We start from the raw sequence: 18,966 nt of genomic DNA on the forward strand, positions 1-18,966 counted from the left end.
CAGGACTGTTTGCAGAAACAGGGGCCTCTTGCGGTGCGGAGGAATGTAATGAAGCTCATTACGGCGATTATCAAGCCGTTCAAACTGGATGACGTTCGCGAAGCCCTGACCCCATTGGGGGTACAGGGCCTAACGGTTACCGAGATCAAGGGTTTCGGTCGTCAGAAAGGTCAGACGGAGATTTATCGAGGCGCGGAATATCAGGTCAGCTTCCTGCCCAAGGTCAAGATCGAGATCGCCGTTACCGACGATATCGTCGATGAGGTGGTCGATGCGATCCTGAATGCCGCCCGCACCGGCAAGATTGGCGACGGCAAGATCTTCGTCTCGCCGCTCGATACTGTCATCCGCATCCGCACCGGCGAAACGGGAGAAACCGCCATATGAGCCGTATCCTCAAGGCGATTGCACCTCTCACCGTCGCACTGATGCCTCTTCCCGCCCTTGCAGCGCCTCCGGCCATCGACACGGGCGATACCGCATGGATGCTGGTCAGCACGGCGCTCGTCCTGCTGATGACTATTCCCGGCGTCGGCCTGTTCTACGCGGGCATGGTTCGCAAGAAGAACGTGCTGGCAACGCTGATCCAGTCGGTCGCCATCTGCTGTATTGCCAGCATCGTCTGGATGGTCGTCGGCTACAGCCTGGCCTTCGGTACGGGCACGCCCTGGATCGGCGACATGTCGCGCTTCATGCTGAACGGCGTGGCCGAGCATATCAGCAAGGGGGCCGATCAGGCCTTCGTCATGGGGGCGAACTCCGCCAATCCCGTGGCAATGACCATTCCCGAGAGCGTCTGGGTCATGTTCCAGATGACCTTCGCCATCATCACTCCGGCTCTGATCGCAGGCAGCTTTGCCGAGCGTATGAAGTTCTCGGCGCTCTGTGCCTTCACGGTGTTGTGGTCCATTCTCGTCTATGCGCCGATCGCGCATTGGGTCTGGAGCCCTCTCGGCTGGGTAGCCGGTATCGGTGCCGTCGACTTCGCCGGTGGTACGGTCGTGCATATCAATTCCGGTGTGGCCGGTCTGGTGGCCGCTCTGGTTCTCGGCAAGCGTCGCGGTCTTGGGCATGAGGATTTCTCGCCCTTCAACCTGACCTACGCCATCATCGGTGCCTCCCTGCTCTGGGTTGGCTGGTTCGGATTCAATGCAGGCTCGGCCGGTGGCGCCAATGGCCGTGCAGGCATGGCCATGCTGACCACGCAGGTAGCAACGGCAGGCGGTGCCATGGCCTGGATGGTTGCGGAGTGGATCCACTCGCGCAAGCCGACCGCACTCGGCATCATTTCCGGAGCCGTGGCCGGTCTCGTGGCCATTACGCCTGCCGCTGGTTTCGTATTGGCGGGTCCGGCTCTGATCATTGGCCTCGTGGCGGGTGTTGTGTGCTTCTGGGCTTCCGCCATTCTGAAGCCGCGCCTTGGCTATGACGACAGTCTCGATGCTTTCGGCGTGCATGGTACGGGCGGTATCGTCGGCGCATTGCTGACGGGCGTGTTCGCCTATGGTCCGCTTTCTGCCACCGATGCCAATCCGGCTGGTGTGGTGGGTTCCTTCGCACAGTTCGTCCGTCAGGCCGAAGCTGTGGGCGTGACCATCGTGTGGTGCGTGATCTTCACCTTCATCATCCTGAAGGTTGTGGACCTCACAATCGGCCTGCGTGTCACCCGTGACGAGGAACTCGAAGGTCTGGACATGGTTCTTCATGGCGAGCGGATCAACTGATCCGCAAGCTTCTTCACTTCGGGGACATACCCATGGCACTGAAACTCTCTCATGGCCGCGTCTTGATGGCCGGTCTTCTGCTTGGTGGGGTGGCTGTCGCCAGCCCTTCCGCCATGGCCCTGTCGGCCAAGGAATGCCATGCGAAGTTTCAGGCTGCCGAAAAGGCCGGCACGCTGAACGGGCAGAAATACAAGGATTTCAAGGCTGCCCAGTGCGGTGACGTCTCGACGGCTGCGGCGCAGCAGGCCATGCCCGCCCAGGAGAAGGAAGCTGCGACCGACAAGAAGGTGACCACAGAGGCTCCGGCATCGCCAGGCGCCGGGATCGCCTCGAAGCCCTCTACCACCGCTTCCGGGAATGTGGTCTTCCCGACCTCTGTCTCTACTGCCTATGCCAAGCTCTCGCCGGGCAAGGCGCGTATGAAGACCTGCCTCGACCAGTACCATGCCAACCAGCAATCAGGGGGGAATGGGGATCTCAAATGGATCCAGAAGGGCGGTGGCTATTACTCGCAGTGCAATGCAAAGCTGAAGTAAGAGCGCTCCTCAGCGCATTGTGCAAAAGCCGCCCGTCGCAAGACCGGGCGGCTTTTTTCATGGCTAGGGTTCTTACGCCTGTCTGATGGCGGGGCAGGTCAGCAGCGCGCGGGCCGCGCTCTCATCGGTCACCAATGTGTGGCATCCCAGTCCCTTGATGGCCGCGTAAATCGCCGGAGCACGCGCGACGCCACCCGAGGCAAGCACGAGATGCCGTGTTGCGGCGAGAGTAGGGAGCGGAACCGACATGATGCGTTGACTCAACGCATGATCGATCTCCTTTCCGTCGCGATCCAGGGCGTGGCACATGATGTCGCAAATGGCCCCTTCCCGTTGGAGCATGGCGTATTCGTGCGGGTTGATGGCTCGGCGGGAGAGGGACAGGGAATCGGCACCGATATCGCCCACACCCAATACTGCCATATCAAGAGTGGCTGCCATTTTCTCGAGGCGATCGAGGCCGCAGCGTTCGCGCAGGATGCGGGCCGTCTCGGCAGAATCGACGAGAAGGGGGGCAGGATAGAGATAGCAGGCGGCGCCCATGCGACTGGCCAACTGCCAGGCATAGTCGGTCGTGTTCTCGGGGCCTGATTCAATCATACCGCCCAGAAGGGAAATCACCTGCGCTCCCGAAAGGCGCGATGGCCGGAAATGGGCGAGCGAAGCGGTCAGGGTACGTCCCCAACCAACCCCGACGCTCATATTGTCCGTGAGCGTTTCGGAGAGAAAACGCCCCAGTGCAGCGCCAACGCTCCGTGAGGCTTCGCTCTGGTCTCGCGCTTCGGGCACGATGATCGCTTCATCAAGCCCGAGATGCCGTTCGAGCGCCGCTCCGAGTTCGATCGCTGTCAGCGAGTCAGAATCGATCCATATCTGGACCTCGCCACGGCGCAGCGCCTCATCGAGCAGGCGAATGATGGTGGTGCGTGCAAGGCCGAGGGCTTCGGCAATCTCCTTCTGCGTCATGCGCCGGTCATAATACATCCAGGCGGCGCGCAGACGACTCTCCCGGTCGTCCATCATGCCCTTGCTCTGCTGTCGTTTGAGACGTGCCATCTGCCCGCTTTCCTGTGAGATGTCGCGGTCGCGTGGCGGCGGCGCGCGCGATGACGCATATGTGTCGGCGCTACCACGAACATATGTCCTGACAAAAGATCAAAAGTCCGTATCGTCTTTCCCTGAGATTGATGAGGAGAACGCAATGACCTCGAGAATCGCGCCGGGTGACTGTCCTGGGCTCAGATTATTCCTTGATACCGCTGATCGCGCGGCGCTCCGGCGCTGGCTGCCTACCGGGCTCTTCCACGGAGTAACCACCAATCCGACCATTCTGGATCGTTCGGGGCTGCACAGTTCGATCGAGGATATCGCACCGCTCATGCGTGAGATCCTGGGCTATGGTGTGCCCGAGGTCCAGGCGCAGTGCTGGGGTACCGAGACAGAAGCGCTCGTTGAAACGGGGCTTGCCTTGGCGGCCCTCGATCCACGTCTCGTGGTCAAGGTGCCGATCACCGAGAAAGGCATCAGGGCTGTGTCGATTCTGCATGGGCATGGCGTACGCACCACTCTGACAGCTGTTTACGCCGCTCATCAGGCGCTGACTGCCGCCGCCGCAGGAGCGGATTACGTCGCTCCGTATTTCGGGCGGATTGGCGATAGCGGGCAGGATGCGCCGGGTATCCTGAAGACGATGCATCAGATCCTCCTGGCTTCAGGGCGCGCCACAAGGCTGCTTGTAGCCAGTCTGCGCCGTGCTGATGATCTGGCCCTTCTGGCTGCCATGGGCTGCGATACTTTCACCTTCAGTCCTGTCGTGGCCGAGCAGCTATTCAGCGAGAGCCTGACCATCGATGCTGCGGCGGCCTTCGAGAAGACGGCGGCACGGCACTGAAAGACGCTCAGCTCGGGTCCGCCCCCTGATAAGGCGAGGCCCGGCGGGTTCCAATGCGAAAGAACAGCCATGGGCGGTTCCATTCTCTGCCTCGGTGAGGCGGTCATCGATTTCATTCCTGTTCGCGCCGAAGGGGGAGCGGCTTACCGTCCGTGTGTCGGCGGTTCCTCCTATAACGTTGCGCGTGCGCTCGGCCGGCTCGGGGTGCCAACGGAGTATGGTTGTGCCGTATCCACCGATCTCTTCGGTGATCAATTCGTGGAAGGCCTGGCGCAAAGCAGGGTCGGGCGGCACTTCCTGACGCGGATCGATGCCCCTTCCACACTCGGTTTTGTCAGTCTCGATCAGGCGGAACCGGCTTATGCGTTTTTCGATCAGGGCGCGGCGGATCGGATCTGTTGTGACATGCCCTCCGTCGGAGCGCTTGCAGGGATCGACACGCTGCATTTTGGATCGATCGCCCTGATACGCGAGCCCGCAGCAACGGCGTATGAGACGTTGTTCCTGCGTGAAGCAGGTGGACGGCGACTGATCAGTTTCGACCCCAATATCCGCGCGTCGCACGTGAAAGATGCGCCCGCTTATCGCGCGCGCCTGGAGCGGCTGCTTTCGCGCGCCGATATCATCAAGATCAGCGGGGCGGATCTGGACTGGCTTCATCCGGGTCTTGCCCACGACGAGGCCGCGCGGAACTGGCTGGCGCATGGGGCGAAGCTTGTGGTGATCACCCATGGCAAGGCGGGGGTAAGCGGCTGGAGCCAAGGGAGCCACGCCCACGCTGCTGCCCTCAGCGTGGAGGTGATCGACACGGTCGGTGCCGGAGACAGTTTCATGGCGGGGTTGCTCGCCGGGCTCCATGAGCGCGATTGCCTGGAGAGGGAAACGTTGCTGTGTCTCAGTTCCCAGGCCTTGCATGAAGTCCTGGCCTATGGTCAGCGCGTCGCCAGCCAGACCTGCACTCGACGCGGCGCAGACTCGCCCTGGCGGGAGGAGATCATGACATAATGGGAACCTGCATTATATCTCTGTGTTGTGGGTTGAGGCAGTCGGTTGCTTGCGTCCCATGACTTCCGAGAGGGTCTTCCCGCCTTCATTCTTCCACTCGGTCCAGCCGTTAGTGGCTCGGCCGTTCACCATGTCACCAGCGGCGCTAGGGGAAGAAAAACTCACATCCCTTCGGAAATAGAGGCGCTCTCCTACAATTTCCAGTTCACCTGACTCGATAAGATACTCGCGTTTCTTTCGTGCAGTCGGTGTAATCGATTGCGTCGACATTTGCGCTCGCCCCCAAGATCCCGCCAAAACCACGAGCCCAGTTTCCGTATAGCGCCCCGAGGCTTGGGCACGATCGTTCCGGAGGAATATCTCGATGTCATGGGAAGTGCTGGAAGCAGTCGCTCTGGTTTCTTCCTCGTCTTGCGCTGCCCGTGAGGGCGGCTGTTTGATCAGCGTTTCAAAGACCGGATAGCCCAGCGTCGTTAGAAGAATACCGATCGTTTCGAAAATTTCACGGCATTCTGCATCGAGCGCCGCCGGGGCGTGGGGCCTGCTTCCTGCCGTGCCGTTTATAAGCGCGTAACGATGTGCTTGAATAGCTCGGTTGATTGACTGCCACTCCAAATAATGGGCGTGAGTGACGGTCAGGCTGTGGGTGAGGGAGAGAGCTACCAGCGCTCGGTTCCAGAAATCTTTACCATCGTGATGCTGCTTGAGGCGAGCACCGAGAGCACTGGTTTGTCCAATATAGGCTTTGGGCTGCCCGGTTTCCTCATCCTCGCCGAAGAGCCAGTACACCCCCACATGGGTAGCTTCTCTCATAGTGAGGAAATGGCTCAGTCGTGCGCGTGGTATCTCGATGACTTGCACGATACGCGTGGTGATTGCGGCGATGCGTATACCTTGGGGATCTCCATCCGGAAGGAAGATCTGAATGGTCTGCGGATGCGCCATGGAGGGGTTTTTCTCACGATAAGAGAGCAGCGCCGTAGAAGCGGGCGCGCGAAGAGAAATACTCTGAGCCTTTATGTCCTATTCGGAAAGGGGCGATAGGAGGTGGAGGAAGCATGGCTCAACCTCTATTGAGGACAAGGTAAGGTTGATCATCCCTATTCTCGCAATGATAGGATACGATCCGTTTATAGTGAAGCATGCTTCACTATTAGATCGTCGAGGATAAGAATACTGCCAAACTGCTTTCCTCGTATGGGATGTCATCTTCGATGAAATCCCGTATGATCTATCGAGAGACACTAGGTGTCAGCCCGCAAAAGGCCGAGCAGTTCCTCCCGAAAGCAGGCGATAAGGCGATTCCTGACCAGTCGACATCAGTGATTTGACCCCAGCGAGGCCGGAAAACATCCGGCCTGCCACCCTTCAGATCCTGAGAATCAGGGCAGTGGCTTGCCACTGAGGGGTTTTTGGGGAGCCGCTACGAGACGGTCCATCAGATCCTCGAACCGGGGGACGTCGATCTTCTGCACCACGATCGTCTTTCCTTCGCCCAGACCCGGTTGGTAGCCGGGCGTCCAGGAGAGGATATCGCCATAGGAGGGGCCGAACTGGCTGTTCACATCCACATAGAGCTCAGCCTTCTGGGTGATCAGGCTTGGATCGAGCCAGACCGCCGCCGCAATTTCGTCCCAGAGGGGGAAGCCGGGCTCGCGTGTCTTGAGCGATTGCGCAACCGGGGTGCCAGAGCGTGACAGGCGCTTGAGCAGCGCAGGAGTCAACTCGGTGTCGGTCGAGGGATCCACCGGGATCATCGTGATCCTGGCCCAGGGAGCGCGCAGGGCAATACTCGCTCCCTCGGGATCGAAGCGGATGTTGAATTCGCGACGCGGGGCATTGAGGAATTCGCGCGCAAATTGATGGGCGACCTCGTCCGGGCGTGTCTGACGCGGGTTGAGGCTGCCCCCCATATAGACCAGTTCTTTCGCCAGGGAGGCGAATTCAGGGTCCAGACGCTGGGCCAGGGCCAGATTGGTGAGCGGCCCCGTGGCGATGATCGACACCTGGTGCGGGTAGCGATGCACCATGTCGATCATGAAATCGGCCGCGCGCTCATGCTGCGCCTTGATGGTCGGGTTGCCCTGCGGGAGGTCGGGAACCACGTCCGGGCCGTGATAAGGCGGGAGTTTCTGAAGGGTGGGTTCCACCCAGTGCTTCATCCATACGCCCTTCCAGACCAGCTTTCCATAAAGCGCCTCCCAGCGCTCGGTCTGAGCCTCCGTGTTGACCAGAGGATAGGTGGCTCCGGTATAGACGGGCAGGTCGGGGCGTCCCGCAATCTCGACACCACGCAAGGCGTCGGCGGTGGCTTCCTTCGTCCAGGCATCGCCCGTGACAGTCGTCACGCCCAGAACCTGCACATCCGGGGCCTTGATGACCATCCACTGCGCAAGGGCAAAGCCATCATCATCAAGGATCACCTTGCGAGGCTCGGCATGGGCGGTGGCAGCGCCAGCACCAGCAAGCAGACCCACAAAGGCCAGAGCCAGACGCCATGACGGCAGACGTCTGAGTCCGGTCCGGTTCAATCTTTCCGGGCGGCGGGCGTTACGAGGCATGGGCAAAGGATTTCATTATCTGGAGGCTCCAAAGATCGATATCGGCAGCCAGGGTGAGGCGCGCCCTGATTGCCTTGGCCGGGCGCGAATGAGATGCCCTGACGAAAAGAAGGGATCAGTTTGAAGCCTGAGACTCTAACCGGCAATCCGGTAAAATCGGGTGCAGTCTGACGATGAGGCGAGCAGGGGAAGAAGTCATCACCCGCTTAGCGCCGGGTTGCGCTTCTGAAAGATGCATCCGCGGCATCGTCCGGATCGTCATGGGGTGCTCATGCCAGACTTGGCAGACAGCGCCCGCCAGATACGGCGGGGGACTTCCGGATCATTTTGATCGGAAAATGTGTCGGGCCGGTGAGGGCGGATCGAGAGGGTTTTGGCTGGCGCAGAGCTCGGTACGTGAGGGCGCGTAGAACCCCTTGCAGTGTGCGCGCTGCAGTCGGCAGGAGGCAGCGCCAAACAGGCCCTCAGGACCATTTTTAGAGCGATCAACCTACCGGGAGAATATGTAATTTTCAGGAAAGGGGACCTGGTGGAGAGAGTTGGATTCGAACCAACGTAGGCGTACACCAGCGGATTTACAGTCCGCCCCCTTTAGCCACTCGGGCATCTCTCCAGGTCGGGACGGGGAATATGGCGGATCAGGATTGGTGTCAACGGGCATTCTTCATTTTTGTTGCATGATACGGCCGTTGCTCCCATAGAGCGCAGATGTCCAAACGCCCCTCCCGCCCTTCCGCCGCCCGCGCTCCGGCTGGCCGTTCCGCACGCTCATCCGAGGGGCGCTCGACCGCCTCGGGCTACTGGATGTACGGCCTTCACGCCGTTGAAGCCGCCCTGCGTAATCCTGACCGCCAGGTTCACGAATTGCTGGTGACCAAGGAGGCTCTTTCGGCGTTAGAGGCCAAGCAGGCACCGATCCGTCTCTCCCCCAATGTGGTGGAGCGCCAACGTCTCGATCATCTGTGTGAGCGTGACGCCGTGCACCAGGGTGTATGCCTGCGTGTCGAACCGCTCACACCGCCTTTCCTCGATGAGGTGCTCGAAAGCCGCGAGGGGCCGCTTCTGATTCTCGATCAAGTGACCGACCCGCGCAATATCGGTGCGATCCTGCGTTCGGCCGCGGCTTTTGGCGCCGCAGCGCTGGTCGTGCAGGATCGCAATACCCCGCAGGAGGGAGGCGCTCTCGCCAAGGCGGCTTCGGGCGCGCTGGATGTCGTGCCCGTACTGCGCGAGGTCAATCTCTCACGCATTATCGCGCAGCTCCAGAACGCAGGCCTCTGGACGGTCGGTCTCGATGCCGATGGGTCGGTGCTGAACGGGCAGGGCTTCGCCGGGCGACGTGTCGCTCTCGTGCTTGGGGCTGAAGGGGCAGGCCTGCGCCGCCTCACCCGTGAAAGCTGCGACGAGATTGCCAGCGTCTATATGCCTGGTGATATGGAGAGCCTGAACGTCTCGAATGCCGCAGCGGTCGCCCTTTACGAGCTCGTACGCCCAGCCTGAGAGGGGGGCGCCAGCAAGCGCGCAGACATCCCTGATGTTTATGGAAAGTGCATGGGGCGTGCGCCCGCCCGGGCTGCGCATCGCAGAAGCGTGTTCCCTTCCTGTGAGAGCCGCCTTGCCCTTCTGATCAGGGCTGCGTCTTACAGAGGCACTGTGTTAGCCTTGCCCCCTGGTGAGTCGTCTCAAAAGGGGAACGTGCATGAAAGCGGTTGGCTACAAGGCGCCCGGCGCGCCGGAAATCCTTGAGGATATCATCCTCCCCGACCCCCTGCCGCCTCAGGGGCGTGACCTTCTGGTGCGAATCAAGGCGGTCTCGATCAATCCAGTTGACACGAAGATCCGATGCCGCGCGGGTGCGCTCGAAGGCGCGACCTGGCGCGTACTCGGCTGGGATGCTGCAGGGATTGTGGAGGCGATTGGCCCGGATGTGACGTTTTTCAGACTTGGTGACCATGTTTTCTATGCGGGCGAGCTCATGCGGCAGGGCAGCAATGCCGAGCTTCAATGCGTCGATGAAACCCTCGTCGGGCATATGCCGCAAGGTCTTGACTGGGGGCAGGCTGCATCGCTCCCCCTGACAGGCGTGACGGCGTGGGAAATGCTCTTCGACCGCATGGGGGTTACCAGTCTGACCGAGGGCGTTCTGCTGGTCGTGGGTGGAGCCGGGGGCGTTGGGTCGATTCTGATCCAGCTCGCGCGCAAGCTCACGGGACTGACCGTGATCGCAACTGCGTCGCGCCCCGAAACGGAGGCATGGGTGCGTCGTATGGGGGCGCATCATGTGATCAATCACCGCGCCGATATGGCGGCCCAGATAAGGGCGCTTGGACTCGATGCGGTGACGCATATCGCCTCGCTCACGGCCAGCGATCGTCACCAGGCTTTCTACGAGGAAATTCTCGCGCCGCAGGGACATGTGAGCCTGATCGATGATCCGGCCAGTTTCGATATCATGGGGTTCAAGCGCAAGAGCGCGGTGATCTCGTGGGAGTTCATGTTCACACGCTCGCTTTTCGCTACGCCCGATCAGGGGCGTCAGCACGAGATACTGGAGCAGATTTCCTCGCTCGTGCAGGCAGGGGCAATCGTGCCGACCGATCATAAACGCGCCCAGGGTCTGAACGCCGGCATTTTGCGCGGCCTGCATGAGGAAAGCGAGAGCGGTACAAGCATCGGCAAGACTGTGCTGGTCTATTAGCGCCGCCGCTTTCTGGCTCCCGATCCTTCTGCGCGGGATGGGTCTTCAGGCGAGAATGCGTATCCCGCTCGGGGCCGCCTCAGGGCTGCGCCAGAACATCCCGCCCTGCAGACGCTCTTGTATGGCGGGAGGAAGAATGCAGCGTCTGGGCTCAAGACTGACTCTGGGGCGCAGATGATGCAGCCCCGGCGTCGACAGGCAAGCATCGAAGGCATCACTGCCGATCTGGTCGATGCGCTCGAGATCATAATCATGAGGGGGCAGGTCGAGCGCGCGCGTCAGCGTGTCGAGAGCTGCTTTCGGGTATCGCGCGAGATAGTCGTATTCCACTATGACGAGACGATGCGCAAAAGGGCCATGGAAGGCTTCGGTCAGAACGCGCCATGCATAGCCGAAGACGCCTTCGGGCGAGAGCAGATGCTCAATCCGGTCATGCTGGGTTGCGCGCCGCGCCATAGGCACCAGTCGTGATGACAGAATCGGATCGCTCACGATCAGACGCTCGAGCGAGTCCAGAATCCAGATTGGGTCACGTACGCAGCAAATGACCTTGGATTGGGGGAAGATTGTGTCGATCAGCCCCAGCCGCGCACACCAGTCCCGGTGGGTGTCGATGATCATGCGCTGGGTACCGGAAGGCGCATAGTAGCTGCTCACGATCTGCCTCAGTACGCGGTCGCGACGCGTGGGATCGAAATCACTCGCATGATCACCCTCTGCCATGAGGGAGGAAACACGCAGGATCATCGGTGCAACGGGTGAGGTGCGTCCTGAGGTTATCAGAGCCGGATTCTGGCTCAGAAGGGATGAGAGAAGGGTTGATCCGGAGCGGGGCAGTCCGGAAATGAAATGAACATCTGGTCCCGTATGCAGCACGCGCGATGATCCCTGGCCTAAGCGTCTCTAAATAAGTGAGGGACTTCGCTTATCCGGCGATAGGGGGGGCAGCAATCGGGCAAGCAGGGCGCAATCTGTGCTCTGAAAAGCACAGGCAAGGAATAAACCTTTTGCGGCCTCGGGCGATAAGATGGTTCGAGCGAATTGTGATGCATAAATGCAACACGTCACTTTTCGTTACCGAACGTAATGGTCGTGTCACGGTCTGCGGCATCGCGCTCTGTCGGTCTCCATGCCGGGCGGATGGCAGCGCCTGACACGATTGCCGCTCAACGCCGACGCCAACCTGGCATTTGTCGTCAGAGCCGTAACACAGGAACAGGCATTTATGGGTATATTCAGCACCATCATGACGAAGATCTTTGGCCATGCGGAGGCGGCTCCGGCCAGTGGATCGGCAGGCGGGGCTGCCGCATCAGGCGACGCCGTGCCTGCGGCGGCGTCTTCCGTTCCCTCGGCGCCCAGCGCCCCGGTCGATGTCGACGCGGTTTTGTCCCGCCTGCAGGCAGAGAAGGGCCAGACCCTAAACTGGCGCACGTCCATCGTCGATCTGTTGAAGCTGCTCGACATGGACAGTTCGCTGGAAGCACGCAAGCACCTCGCTCAGGAACTGCATTATACCGAAAGCACGGAAGACAGTGCGGCCATGAATGTCTGGCTGATCCGTCAGGTCATGCAGAAACTGGCCGAGAATGGTGGGAAGGTCCCTGAAGACCTGCGTCACTGATCTGACTGCGTGACGGGCTGCGCGCCCGTCACGTCTTCAGACGGCGAAATGTCGGACCATCGCGCTGAGTGCCAGAGGGTCTTCCTCCAGCATCGCGCGTCGGTAAAGCTCATCGCACGCGTCCAGGCTTAGCGAGCGAATCATCCGCTTCACGGGTGGCAGCAGAGCGGCTGACATCGAGAACGAGCGGAGCCCCATACCGATCAGGAGCGCCACGGCGCGTGGGTCCGAGGCCATCTCGCCACACACACAGATCGGTCTGTGGGCGCGCAGTGCCTCATCCACCGACAGGCGCAGCAATTTCAGCAGCCCGGGATGGAGCCCTGTATAGAGATCCGATCCCATGGCCGAAGAACGATCGACTGCCAGCGTATACATGGTCAGGTCATTCGTCCCGAGCGCAAGAAACTCCGCCTGACGCACAAGCGCACCGGCCGTCAATGCGGCGGCGGGGGTCTCGATCATGACTCCCAAAGGGGGCAAGTCAGCAGGAAGTTTCACCCCTCTGCGGCGTAGTCTCTTGGCGCAGCGCTCATAGATCTGCCGTGTAGCCAACACCTCATTGACCGAACTCACCATGGGCAGGAGGATGCGCAGCTTTCCCTCCAGACTGGCGCGCAGGATAGCGCAGAGCTGAGCTTCGAGAATTTCGGGATGACGCAGCAGCAGGCGCAGGCCACGAACGCCGAGTGCCGGATTTTCCTCTTCCTGCTCATCCGTAATCCCGAGCTGCCTCAGCCGCGCCAACCCTTTCTCGCCGCCCCAATCCAGCACACGGATCGTGGTGGTCATCTCCTGCATATCGGCAACGAGGCGGGCATAGACCGCATACTGCCCGTCTTCATCCGGCAGAGCCTCGCTCTCATCGAACAGGAATTCGGTGCGAAGCAATCCGATGCCTGCGGCGCCATTGCGGTGCAGCAGGGGAAGCTCATTGGGAAGTTCGACATTGGCCAGAAGCTCGATATCCTCGCCACTTACCAACCTGCTGGGCAAACGCCGCAACCGGCCAATGCCCTTACGCTCACGGGCCTCCTCAGCCATGGCCGAGCGAGCCTCGGCCAGCGTTGCCGAATCCGGATGCAGGACCACACGACCCGTTGTGCCATCCACGATCACAAGGCAGCCTTCCTGCATGTGATCGATCAGGGTCGGGACGGCCAGCACAGCGGGCACGTTGAGCGCGCGTAGCATGATGGCCGTATGGTCTGTTACGCCCCCGCCCTCCGAGAGGACGGCGGCGATACGGTTGGGGTCGATGACGGCGGCATCCGCGGGCCGTATCTGCTCGGCCACCAGTACCGAGCCACCTGGGATATCGGAAAAGGCCCGGAAAGAGACACCTGTGAGATTACGCAGCAGACGGCGGGCCACCTCACGGAATTCGCCCTCGCGTCTTTTTGCACCCTCGATTTCCTCTTCCGGCATGCCCGGTTGCGGCCCTGCCTGCGTCGCGAGCGCGTCACTTTCGAGCTGAACCGCAGCCTCTGCGGTCAGGCCGTCCTCGGCAAGGCGACGATGCGCGGCGCGCACCAGGCGCGAGTGATTAAGCATACGCTCATAGACAGAGAGCAGTGCATCGATCTCAATCCGACCCTCATCCGGGAGCGTGTCGAGTTTACCGCGCAGTTTCCTCAGTTGCTTGAGCGTGAGCGCAATTGCCTGATCGAGCCGCGCACGCTCGGCTTCGGCACCGAGAAGCGAAGGCACGGCCTCAATTACGGGCAGTGGGCGCTCATAGGCGAGGCTTGCCCGGGCGATGACTACCCCTTGCGAGATGCCAACGCCCTGCAGAATTTTCATGGGCTGATCGTCTGGCTGGGCCACTTCGCTCGGTGGCCGCCGCAATCGCTTAATCACGTTCACCAAAACCATCCGCGACGAGAGCGCAAAGCGCCTCGATCGCGGCAGCGGCCTGCGCTCCGCTAGCCGAAATCCGGACCATCTCGCCGCGACCGGCTCCGAGCATCATCAGCCCCATGATCGACAGGGCCGATACGCTCTGATCATGACGGCTCACCTCGACGGTCGCATCAAAGCGCTCCGCCTGAGTCACGAATTTTGCTGCGGCGCGGGCATGAAGGCCGAGCCGGTTGACGATGGTCACATCGCGCTCCAGCGTCGGGCCTGCACTCATCGGGCGGCCTGACGCAGGGGCGTCAGAAGAGGGGTAATGGGAGGGACATAGCTCATGGTCGTATTGACCACCATTTCACAGCTTTTACCGCCCTGCAAACATGAAGCCGGTAGCTGGTAGGCAGCCGCGATATATTTGCGCCCTGCCATTGTGGCCAGCTCGGCGCATTCGGCCAGACTGCGCGTGCAGCGGGTCTTGGCCAGTTTCACGAGCATCGGCACATTCACCCCGGCCAGAACCTCCACGCGCCCTTCCTGACGCAGGGAGAGGGCAAGATTGGAGGGGGTGCTGCCAAACATGTCGGTCAGGAGGAGAACGCCATCTCCGGTATCTACGGCGCTGATCGCCGTCTCGAGCAGGGCGCGGGCGGTAACGACATCGTCGTCGGGCATGATGCCCATCACCGCGATCTGGGGCTGAGGCCCGACAACATGGGTGACGATTTCAAGAAGAGACTGAGCGAGAGAGCCGTGTGTAACAAGAACGATCCCGATCATCGGGGCATTCCTTCATGGGGTACGTAGCGCCCTTTCAGGGGCGAACCCATGACATATTGGTCATCCGACGACGTTATCAAGACGGCTCTGTCCGTATCTGTTCATCCGGTACCGCACGTTGCTGGGGCGCGCGTACCCATCTCCATGAGCTGCGTCCCTGACGTGCCAGTTCTCGATGCATGACGACGATCGGTCCGTCTGACAAGAGTGTAATGTCGTCAGAGCTGCCCAACGTCGCTGCGATCTCTTCAACAAGTGTTACAGAACGGTGCTGACCACCCGAGCATCCCACCGCAACGGTCGCATGTTTCTTCCCTTCGGCGACGAAACGAGGCAGTACAAGTTTCAGTAGATCGAGGATCCTGGACAGGAACACGTCGTAATCGGGATCCTGCTTCACGTATTGACGCACGACAGGATCGAGCCCGGTCATTGCCTTGAGATCAGGATCGTAATGCGGATTGCGCAGAAAACGCGCATCGAAAACGAGATCGGCCTCGCGGGGCAATCCTGCAGGATACGCAAAGGATTGCAGCGTCACCGTCATCGAGTCGCCATCATTCTGATGGCCGAATCGGGCCTCGATCAGGCGGCGCAGGTCATGAGGGGGCAGGTCCGAGGTGTCGATCACCAGATCGGCAGCCCCCAGAAGCGGGGCCAGCAGCACAATTTCCTGGTCGATGCTCGCAACCAGCCCGGGGGCTGTGCCTGTGCTGTTATCGAGCGGATGACGCCGCCTCGTGGCCGTGAAGCGACGCAGGAGGATATCGGTCTCGGCCGTGGCGTAGAGCAGCTCGACCAGCAGGTCGTTCTGTGCGCGGAGCTGGGCCAGAGCGCCCAGAACGGCCCTGGCCTCGAAACCGCGCGTGCGCACGTCGATCCCGATCGCGAGGGGCTGGTCGCTTCGCGCAACCAGTGCGTCGAGCAGCGTCAGGGGCGGATTATCCGTCACCTCGTAGCCCAGATCCTCGAGGATACGCAGGATCGAGGATTTTCCGGCTCCCGACAGGCCCGTGACCAGAAGTACGCGTCGTGCGGGTGTCACGGTTCAAGTCTCCTGCCAGGCCGTAAGGGGGGAAGAACGGAAGATGTTATCGCGCTTCCGGCGCCATGGGGAGGGGGAGGACAGGGGGCGTTGCCCCATTTACGCCACAAAGCAGCGTGAGTTCGCCGTTTATGCACCGCAGGGCGCTTCGGATGATCGCTACCGCGTCAGCCTGAAACCCGTTCATCCTGATCATCCAGGCGCCGGTTTGCGGGTCGCTTGCCATCTCAGGCAGACGGGTTACCGGCCCATTCTCAACGAGCTCTATCCAGAGTTTGACGGCGGTACTGGCCTGATGAGGCATGCGCAGAATACCGAGCCCCCTCACCTCGATGAGCCCGGCGAGACGCGGCTCCGGACGGGCCATACCCGCCTCGATCAGGATCCGGTCATCGCCCACCAGGTCGAACCCTGAGTCGATCAGGCGAAGCAGCAGGCTCGACTTTCCACTGCCCGAGGGGCCGGTCAGAACCACCCCCATGTCTTGCCAGTGTGCACAGGAAGCATGAAGCCCGGGCGTCGCCCCAGCCTGCGAACCGGCGGGGGAAAGGGGGGAGGCTGGAGAGCAGGGGGCAGGGGGCGCTGCAGGGCCTGTCGGGGCGATAAGCGATGTGCAGCGTTCGGATTGTGCGATATGCTGGGTTTCATGCACGATCATCACTCCTCTCCTACCCGTCCTGCAGCGCTACAGGACAGTGTGACCTATTACGGCGTGACGGGACTTGGTCCTGATGGGCAGGCACCGGAGAGTCTGATCGAGGAATGCCAGAACGCCCTGATGCGTATGCGCGAGATTCTGGCCACCCATGGTCTCGTGCCCGAGGATATCACCCATCTGGCCTACATGATTCCTGATAGCAGCGTTTTTGCCGCCTGTCAGAGAATCATCGCCGAGGCCCTCGGGCCCGCCCGGCCTGCCATGACCCTGCGCCTCAAGCCCGAATTCGACGTGAAAGGGCAGCGTCTGGAGTTCAACTTTATCGCGGCGCCCTGAGCGGGGAGCATCGGGAAGCGTCGAGCCGTCACTCGGCGGCAGAGGCGTCTCGTGACGGGCTTAGGAACGATTGAGAAATGGTAGCCCCGGAGCGGCGGACTCGTGCCTCGTGCCTCGTGCCTCGTGATCGGGCATCGTCCCTGGACGCGTGCCGTTCATGGAGGCGAGGGCAGATATCACGATGAAAAAAGGCGGGAGAGCGACCGCTCCCCCGCCTCGAGGTTCCGGGAAACCCGGTCCTCCTCATCCGACCTCAGTGACGCGCGGAATAGAGGGTCGTCAGACGGTCCGGCGTGTTGGCGATACGCTCCAGATGCGGGTAGCGCAGGCCATCATGATAGGGGATGGCCACCGTGCGGAAATGTTCCCCTGATTTAACCAGGAGCGTGATGGGCGCCTTGTCTGTCTTCGCGGCCTTGATGGCGTCGATCAACCCATCGGGTGAGAAGCTGTCGCCATTGACGGCCACGATCTGGTCATGGATGGCAAGTCCCGCCTTATAGGCCGGGCTGTCCCACGCAACCGTTCCCAGAGAGCCATTCTTGGCGTTGATGATCACGCCCAGAGAAAAGCGCAGGCCCACGCGGTGGCGGTTCTTGAGCAGCTGCGCCTCGAAGGCATTTTCCTGATCGGTATAGACCAGCTTGTAGCCGCCCGTTTCGAGCCCGTTCAGCGGCGCGCGCTTCTGTACGGTGCTGATGCGCTCATGCAGGAACTTGGCCCAGTCATAGGGTACGATCTTGTTGAGCGTCAGAACCACATCGTCGAAAGTATAGGGGCTGACGATGATGCTGCCATCATTCGTGCCGAAAAACGCCTTGGCGAAATCATCGAGCGATTTCGTGTCATGAGACAGCTTGCGGATGGTCATATCGGCATCCAGCCAGACGAGCTGACCTTCAACGTAATAATCTTCCGAGCGCTGGAAATCGCGCCATGAGAGTGGGGCGCGCTGGGCGATGATCGGGTCATTGGTCGTATCGGCCACGGGGCGCCAGCTACGGCCTGCCTGCGAATCATAGCTCGCAGCCATGAGCGCCAGGCTGTCGAAGCCCTGATCCTTGGTGACCAGTCCCGATCGTGCGGCAAGGATATTACCCCAGAATTCGGTCTGGCCCTCATAGACCCAGAGCAGCGAGCCGCGCTGGGGCGTATTGAAGGTGGCCCCATAGAGATCGGCTGGGCGGCGATATTTGCCGTTCCAGGAATGGGTGTATTCATGCGCCAGCAGGTCGCGCTGCGGGAAGGAGTGCTTCCAGTCCGTGAAATAGTCTTCGGTTACGCTGTCTTCGCTCGACTGATGATGCTCGAGACCGATCCCGCCCAGCTCGTCGGTTAGCGCCATCAGGAAGTCGTAATGCGCGTAATGCTGCGAGCCAAAGGTCAGCAGCGCCTGCGTGACAAGATTGCGGTGGATCTGCAACTGCGCGTCGTCATAGGCGAGGTCGCCCGGCTTGTCGGCCACCATGTTGAGCGTTACGGGAACGCCGCCCGGCGCGTTCAGGGCAACCTTCTTGAAGTAGGCCCCGGCAAAGATCGGAGAGTCGACCAGGGTGTTGTACGGCACGGTGCCGAAAGTGAGCGTATCGCCGTTGGCCGGACCCGTGGGACGCAGGGCAGTGGCGGCCTGCCAGCCATGAGGCAGGGTCACGCTCGCCTGATAGGGCATGTTGCGGGAGTAGTATCCGGCTGGGTAGAGCGAGACCTCGTTCCATTGCACATTGACGATATGCGGCGTCATGACCACGCGGCCCTCGTCATCCGTAACAGGCGATAGCAGCTTGAAGTCGAGGTCGATCTGGGTCTGCGCCTTGGTGACAGGCACATGGAACGCGAACACATCCACCGGATCGCGCAGCCAGGAGAGGGTCTTGCCCTCTGAATGCACGACGAGGCCGCCGAGCTGGGTGATCGTGCCTTCAGGCGCATGACCGCCGGGCACCCATTTCGGATAGAGCAGCACAAGCTCGCCTGCTTCGCGCGCGGCCTGGGGCACGGGCAGGGTCTCATGAATGCTCATCACGTGATGCGCCAGATCGGTAGCATTCACGCTCAGCTTGATGGTGCCGGGAAAGGCGCCGTCCTTGGCCTGAGGGAGCGGCGAGGGCAGCGGGGTCGCCTCGGGCTGAGGCTGGGCAGCCAGGGCAGGCATGATCGGGCTGCCGAGGATCAGGGCAGTCAGGAAGCTACCGGCGCGGAAGAGGCGGATCGTCAAGCGGGAACACTCCGGAAAAAAGGCGTGGCTGAAACGGTT

19 protein-coding genes and 1 tRNA gene are annotated in these 18,966 nt (G+C 61.1%); 9 read left to right on the plus strand and 11 right to left on the minus strand.

Annotated elements, in window-relative coordinates; genetic code table 11:
* The first annotated feature begins 48 nt into the window (after nt 1–48).
* From glnK to C0V97_RS12645, 3 genes are read left to right on the plus strand one after another with little or no spacing between them, the layout of a single operon-like run.
* Nucleotides 49–387, plus strand: coding sequence for a P-II family nitrogen regulator (gene glnK, locus C0V97_RS12635; RefSeq protein ID WP_127102951.1), 339 nt, complete (start codon nt 49–51; stop codon nt 385–387).
* Nucleotides 384–1,724 (plus strand): ammonium transporter, encoded by a 1,341-nt coding sequence (locus C0V97_RS12640; RefSeq protein WP_127102952.1) that lies wholly within the window; start codon nt 384–386, stop codon nt 1,722–1,724. Before glnK ends, C0V97_RS12640 begins: the two co-directional genes overlap by 4 nt.
* Before the next feature lie 32 nt (nt 1,725–1,756).
* Nucleotides 1,757–2,260, plus strand: a complete 504-nt coding sequence (locus tag C0V97_RS12645; protein ID WP_127102953.1) for a hypothetical protein — start codon at nt 1,757–1,759, stop codon at nt 2,258–2,260.
* Nucleotides 2,261–2,332: 72 nt separating this feature from the next.
* Here C0V97_RS12645 and C0V97_RS12650 read toward each other — a convergent pair whose 3' ends face one another.
* Nucleotides 2,333–3,316 (minus strand): sugar-binding transcriptional regulator, encoded by a 984-nt coding sequence (locus C0V97_RS12650; RefSeq protein WP_127102954.1) that lies wholly within the window; start codon nt 3,314–3,316, stop codon nt 2,333–2,335.
* A 145-nt stretch (nt 3,317–3,461) separates the two neighbouring features.
* Between C0V97_RS12650 and C0V97_RS12655 the strand changes: the two genes are divergently transcribed.
* Nucleotides 3,462–4,151 (plus strand): transaldolase family protein, encoded by a 690-nt coding sequence (locus tag C0V97_RS12655; protein ID WP_127102955.1) that lies wholly within the window; start codon nt 3,462–3,464, stop codon nt 4,149–4,151.
* A gap of 69 nt (nt 4,152–4,220) precedes the next feature.
* Nucleotides 4,221–5,156: a carbohydrate kinase gene (locus C0V97_RS12660; protein WP_127102956.1), complete on the plus strand. Its 936-nt coding sequence runs from the start codon at nt 4,221–4,223 to the stop codon at nt 5,154–5,156.
* A gap of 12 nt (nt 5,157–5,168) precedes the next feature.
* Here the strand turns inward: C0V97_RS12660 and C0V97_RS12665 are convergent, their stop codons facing one another.
* From C0V97_RS12665 to C0V97_RS12675, 3 genes are all read right to left on the minus strand, one after another.
* Nucleotides 5,169–6,101, minus strand: a complete 933-nt coding sequence (locus C0V97_RS12665; protein ID WP_127102957.1) for a GIY-YIG nuclease family protein — start codon at nt 6,099–6,101, stop codon at nt 5,169–5,171.
* A gap of 437 nt (nt 6,102–6,538) precedes the next feature.
* On the minus strand, nt 6,539–7,717 hold the full coding sequence (locus C0V97_RS12670; RefSeq protein ID WP_127102958.1) for a nucleoside hydrolase: 1,179 nt from the start codon (nt 7,715–7,717) through the stop codon (nt 6,539–6,541).
* Nucleotides 7,718–8,244: 527 nt separating this feature from the next.
* Nucleotides 8,245–8,330 (minus strand) — tRNA-Tyr (locus C0V97_RS12675).
* 95 nt (nt 8,331–8,425) lie between these two features.
* Between C0V97_RS12675 and rlmB the strand changes: the two genes are divergently transcribed.
* Nucleotides 8,426–9,217, plus strand: coding sequence for a 23S rRNA (guanosine(2251)-2'-O)-methyltransferase RlmB (rlmB, locus tag C0V97_RS12680; RefSeq protein WP_127102959.1), 792 nt, complete (start codon nt 8,426–8,428; stop codon nt 9,215–9,217).
* Nucleotides 9,218–9,416: 199 nt separating this feature from the next.
* On the plus strand, nt 9,417–10,415 hold the full coding sequence (locus C0V97_RS12685; protein ID WP_127102960.1) for a zinc-binding alcohol dehydrogenase family protein: 999 nt from the start codon (nt 9,417–9,419) through the stop codon (nt 10,413–10,415).
* Between the two features lie 45 nt (nt 10,416–10,460).
* Here C0V97_RS12685 and C0V97_RS12690 read toward each other — a convergent pair whose 3' ends face one another.
* Complete coding sequence (locus C0V97_RS12690; RefSeq protein WP_233582148.1) at nt 10,461–11,291, minus strand: sulfotransferase; 831 nt, start codon at nt 11,289–11,291, stop codon at nt 10,461–10,463.
* Between the two features lie 349 nt (nt 11,292–11,640).
* On the opposite strand from C0V97_RS12690, the gene C0V97_RS12695 reads away from it, so the two are divergent.
* Entirely contained in the window at nt 11,641–12,039 is a 399-nt protein-coding gene (locus C0V97_RS12695; protein ID WP_127102961.1) for a DUF3597 domain-containing protein, read from the plus strand.
* Nucleotides 12,040–12,075: 36 nt separating this feature from the next.
* Here the strand turns inward: C0V97_RS12695 and ptsP are convergent, their stop codons facing one another.
* From ptsP to C0V97_RS12720, 5 genes are all read right to left on the minus strand, one after another.
* Nucleotides 12,076–13,842 (minus strand): phosphoenolpyruvate--protein phosphotransferase, encoded by a 1,767-nt coding sequence (ptsP, locus tag C0V97_RS12700; protein ID WP_127102962.1) that lies wholly within the window; start codon nt 13,840–13,842, stop codon nt 12,076–12,078.
* A gap of 49 nt (nt 13,843–13,891) precedes the next feature.
* Nucleotides 13,892–14,176 (minus strand): HPr family phosphocarrier protein, encoded by a 285-nt coding sequence (locus tag C0V97_RS12705; protein WP_127102963.1) that lies wholly within the window; start codon nt 14,174–14,176, stop codon nt 13,892–13,894.
* Nucleotides 14,173–14,673, minus strand: coding sequence for a PTS sugar transporter subunit IIA (locus tag C0V97_RS12710; RefSeq protein ID WP_127102964.1), 501 nt, complete (start codon nt 14,671–14,673; stop codon nt 14,173–14,175). The genes C0V97_RS12705 and C0V97_RS12710 overlap by 4 nt, the downstream gene beginning before the upstream one ends.
* A 76-nt stretch (nt 14,674–14,749) precedes the next feature.
* The gene (gene rapZ, locus C0V97_RS12715; protein ID WP_127102965.1) at nt 14,750–15,718 is read right to left on the minus strand and encodes an RNase adapter RapZ; all 969 of its coding nucleotides are present in this window, start codon (nt 15,716–15,718) and stop codon (nt 14,750–14,752) included.
* 46 nt (nt 15,719–15,764) lie between these two features.
* Complete coding sequence (locus C0V97_RS12720) at nt 15,765–16,370, minus strand: HPr kinase/phosphorylase (protein ID WP_233582149.1); 606 nt, start codon at nt 16,368–16,370, stop codon at nt 15,765–15,767.
* On the opposite strand from C0V97_RS12720, the gene C0V97_RS12725 reads away from it, so the two are divergent.
* Nucleotides 16,353–16,712: a RidA family protein gene (locus C0V97_RS12725; RefSeq protein WP_127102967.1), complete on the plus strand. Its 360-nt coding sequence runs from the start codon at nt 16,353–16,355 to the stop codon at nt 16,710–16,712. The two genes, C0V97_RS12720 and C0V97_RS12725, sit on opposite strands and share 18 nt — an antisense overlap.
* Nucleotides 16,713–16,965: 253 nt before the next feature.
* Here the strand turns inward: C0V97_RS12725 and C0V97_RS12730 are convergent, their stop codons facing one another.
* Nucleotides 16,966–18,927 (minus strand): M61 family metallopeptidase, encoded by a 1,962-nt coding sequence (locus C0V97_RS12730; protein WP_233582150.1) that lies wholly within the window; start codon nt 18,925–18,927, stop codon nt 16,966–16,968.
* Nucleotides 18,928–18,966 lie beyond the last annotated feature (39 nt).

The sequence above is a fragment of the Asaia sp. W19 genome, assembly GCF_003994335.1.
GTDB lineage: Bacteria > Pseudomonadota > Alphaproteobacteria > Acetobacterales > Acetobacteraceae > Asaia.

Excerpts from the sequence above, each read along its gene's own strand:
- glnK (WP_127102951.1), top strand. The coding sequence starts at position 49 with ATGAAGCTCATTACGGCGATTATCAAGCCGTTCAAACTGGATGACGTT.
- C0V97_RS12640 (WP_127102952.1), top strand. The coding sequence starts at position 384 with ATGAGCCGTATCCTCAAGGCGATTGCACCTCTCACCGTCGCACTGATG.
- C0V97_RS12645 (WP_127102953.1), top strand. The coding sequence starts at position 1,757 with ATGGCACTGAAACTCTCTCATGGCCGCGTCTTGATGGCCGGTCTTCTG.
- C0V97_RS12650 (WP_127102954.1), bottom strand. The coding sequence starts at position 3,316 with ATGGCACGTCTCAAACGACAGCAGAGCAAGGGCATGATGGACGACCGG.
- C0V97_RS12655 (WP_127102955.1), top strand. The coding sequence starts at position 3,462 with ATGACCTCGAGAATCGCGCCGGGTGACTGTCCTGGGCTCAGATTATTC.
- C0V97_RS12660 (WP_127102956.1), top strand. The coding sequence starts at position 4,221 with ATGGGCGGTTCCATTCTCTGCCTCGGTGAGGCGGTCATCGATTTCATT.
- C0V97_RS12665 (WP_127102957.1), bottom strand. The coding sequence starts at position 6,101 with ATGGCGCATCCGCAGACCATTCAGATCTTCCTTCCGGATGGAGATCCC.
- C0V97_RS12670 (WP_127102958.1), bottom strand. The coding sequence starts at position 7,717 with ATGCCTCGTAACGCCCGCCGCCCGGAAAGATTGAACCGGACCGGACTC.
- rlmB (WP_127102959.1), top strand. The coding sequence starts at position 8,426 with ATGTCCAAACGCCCCTCCCGCCCTTCCGCCGCCCGCGCTCCGGCTGGC.
- C0V97_RS12685 (WP_127102960.1), top strand. The coding sequence starts at position 9,417 with ATGAAAGCGGTTGGCTACAAGGCGCCCGGCGCGCCGGAAATCCTTGAG.
- C0V97_RS12695 (WP_127102961.1), top strand. The coding sequence starts at position 11,641 with ATGGGTATATTCAGCACCATCATGACGAAGATCTTTGGCCATGCGGAG.
- ptsP (WP_127102962.1), bottom strand. The coding sequence starts at position 13,842 with ATGAAAATTCTGCAGGGCGTTGGCATCTCGCAAGGGGTAGTCATCGCC.
- C0V97_RS12705 (WP_127102963.1), bottom strand. The coding sequence starts at position 14,176 with ATGAGTGCAGGCCCGACGCTGGAGCGCGATGTGACCATCGTCAACCGG.
- C0V97_RS12710 (WP_127102964.1), bottom strand. The coding sequence starts at position 14,673 with ATGATCGGGATCGTTCTTGTTACACACGGCTCTCTCGCTCAGTCTCTT.
- C0V97_RS12725 (WP_127102967.1), top strand. The coding sequence starts at position 16,353 with ATGCTGGGTTTCATGCACGATCATCACTCCTCTCCTACCCGTCCTGCA.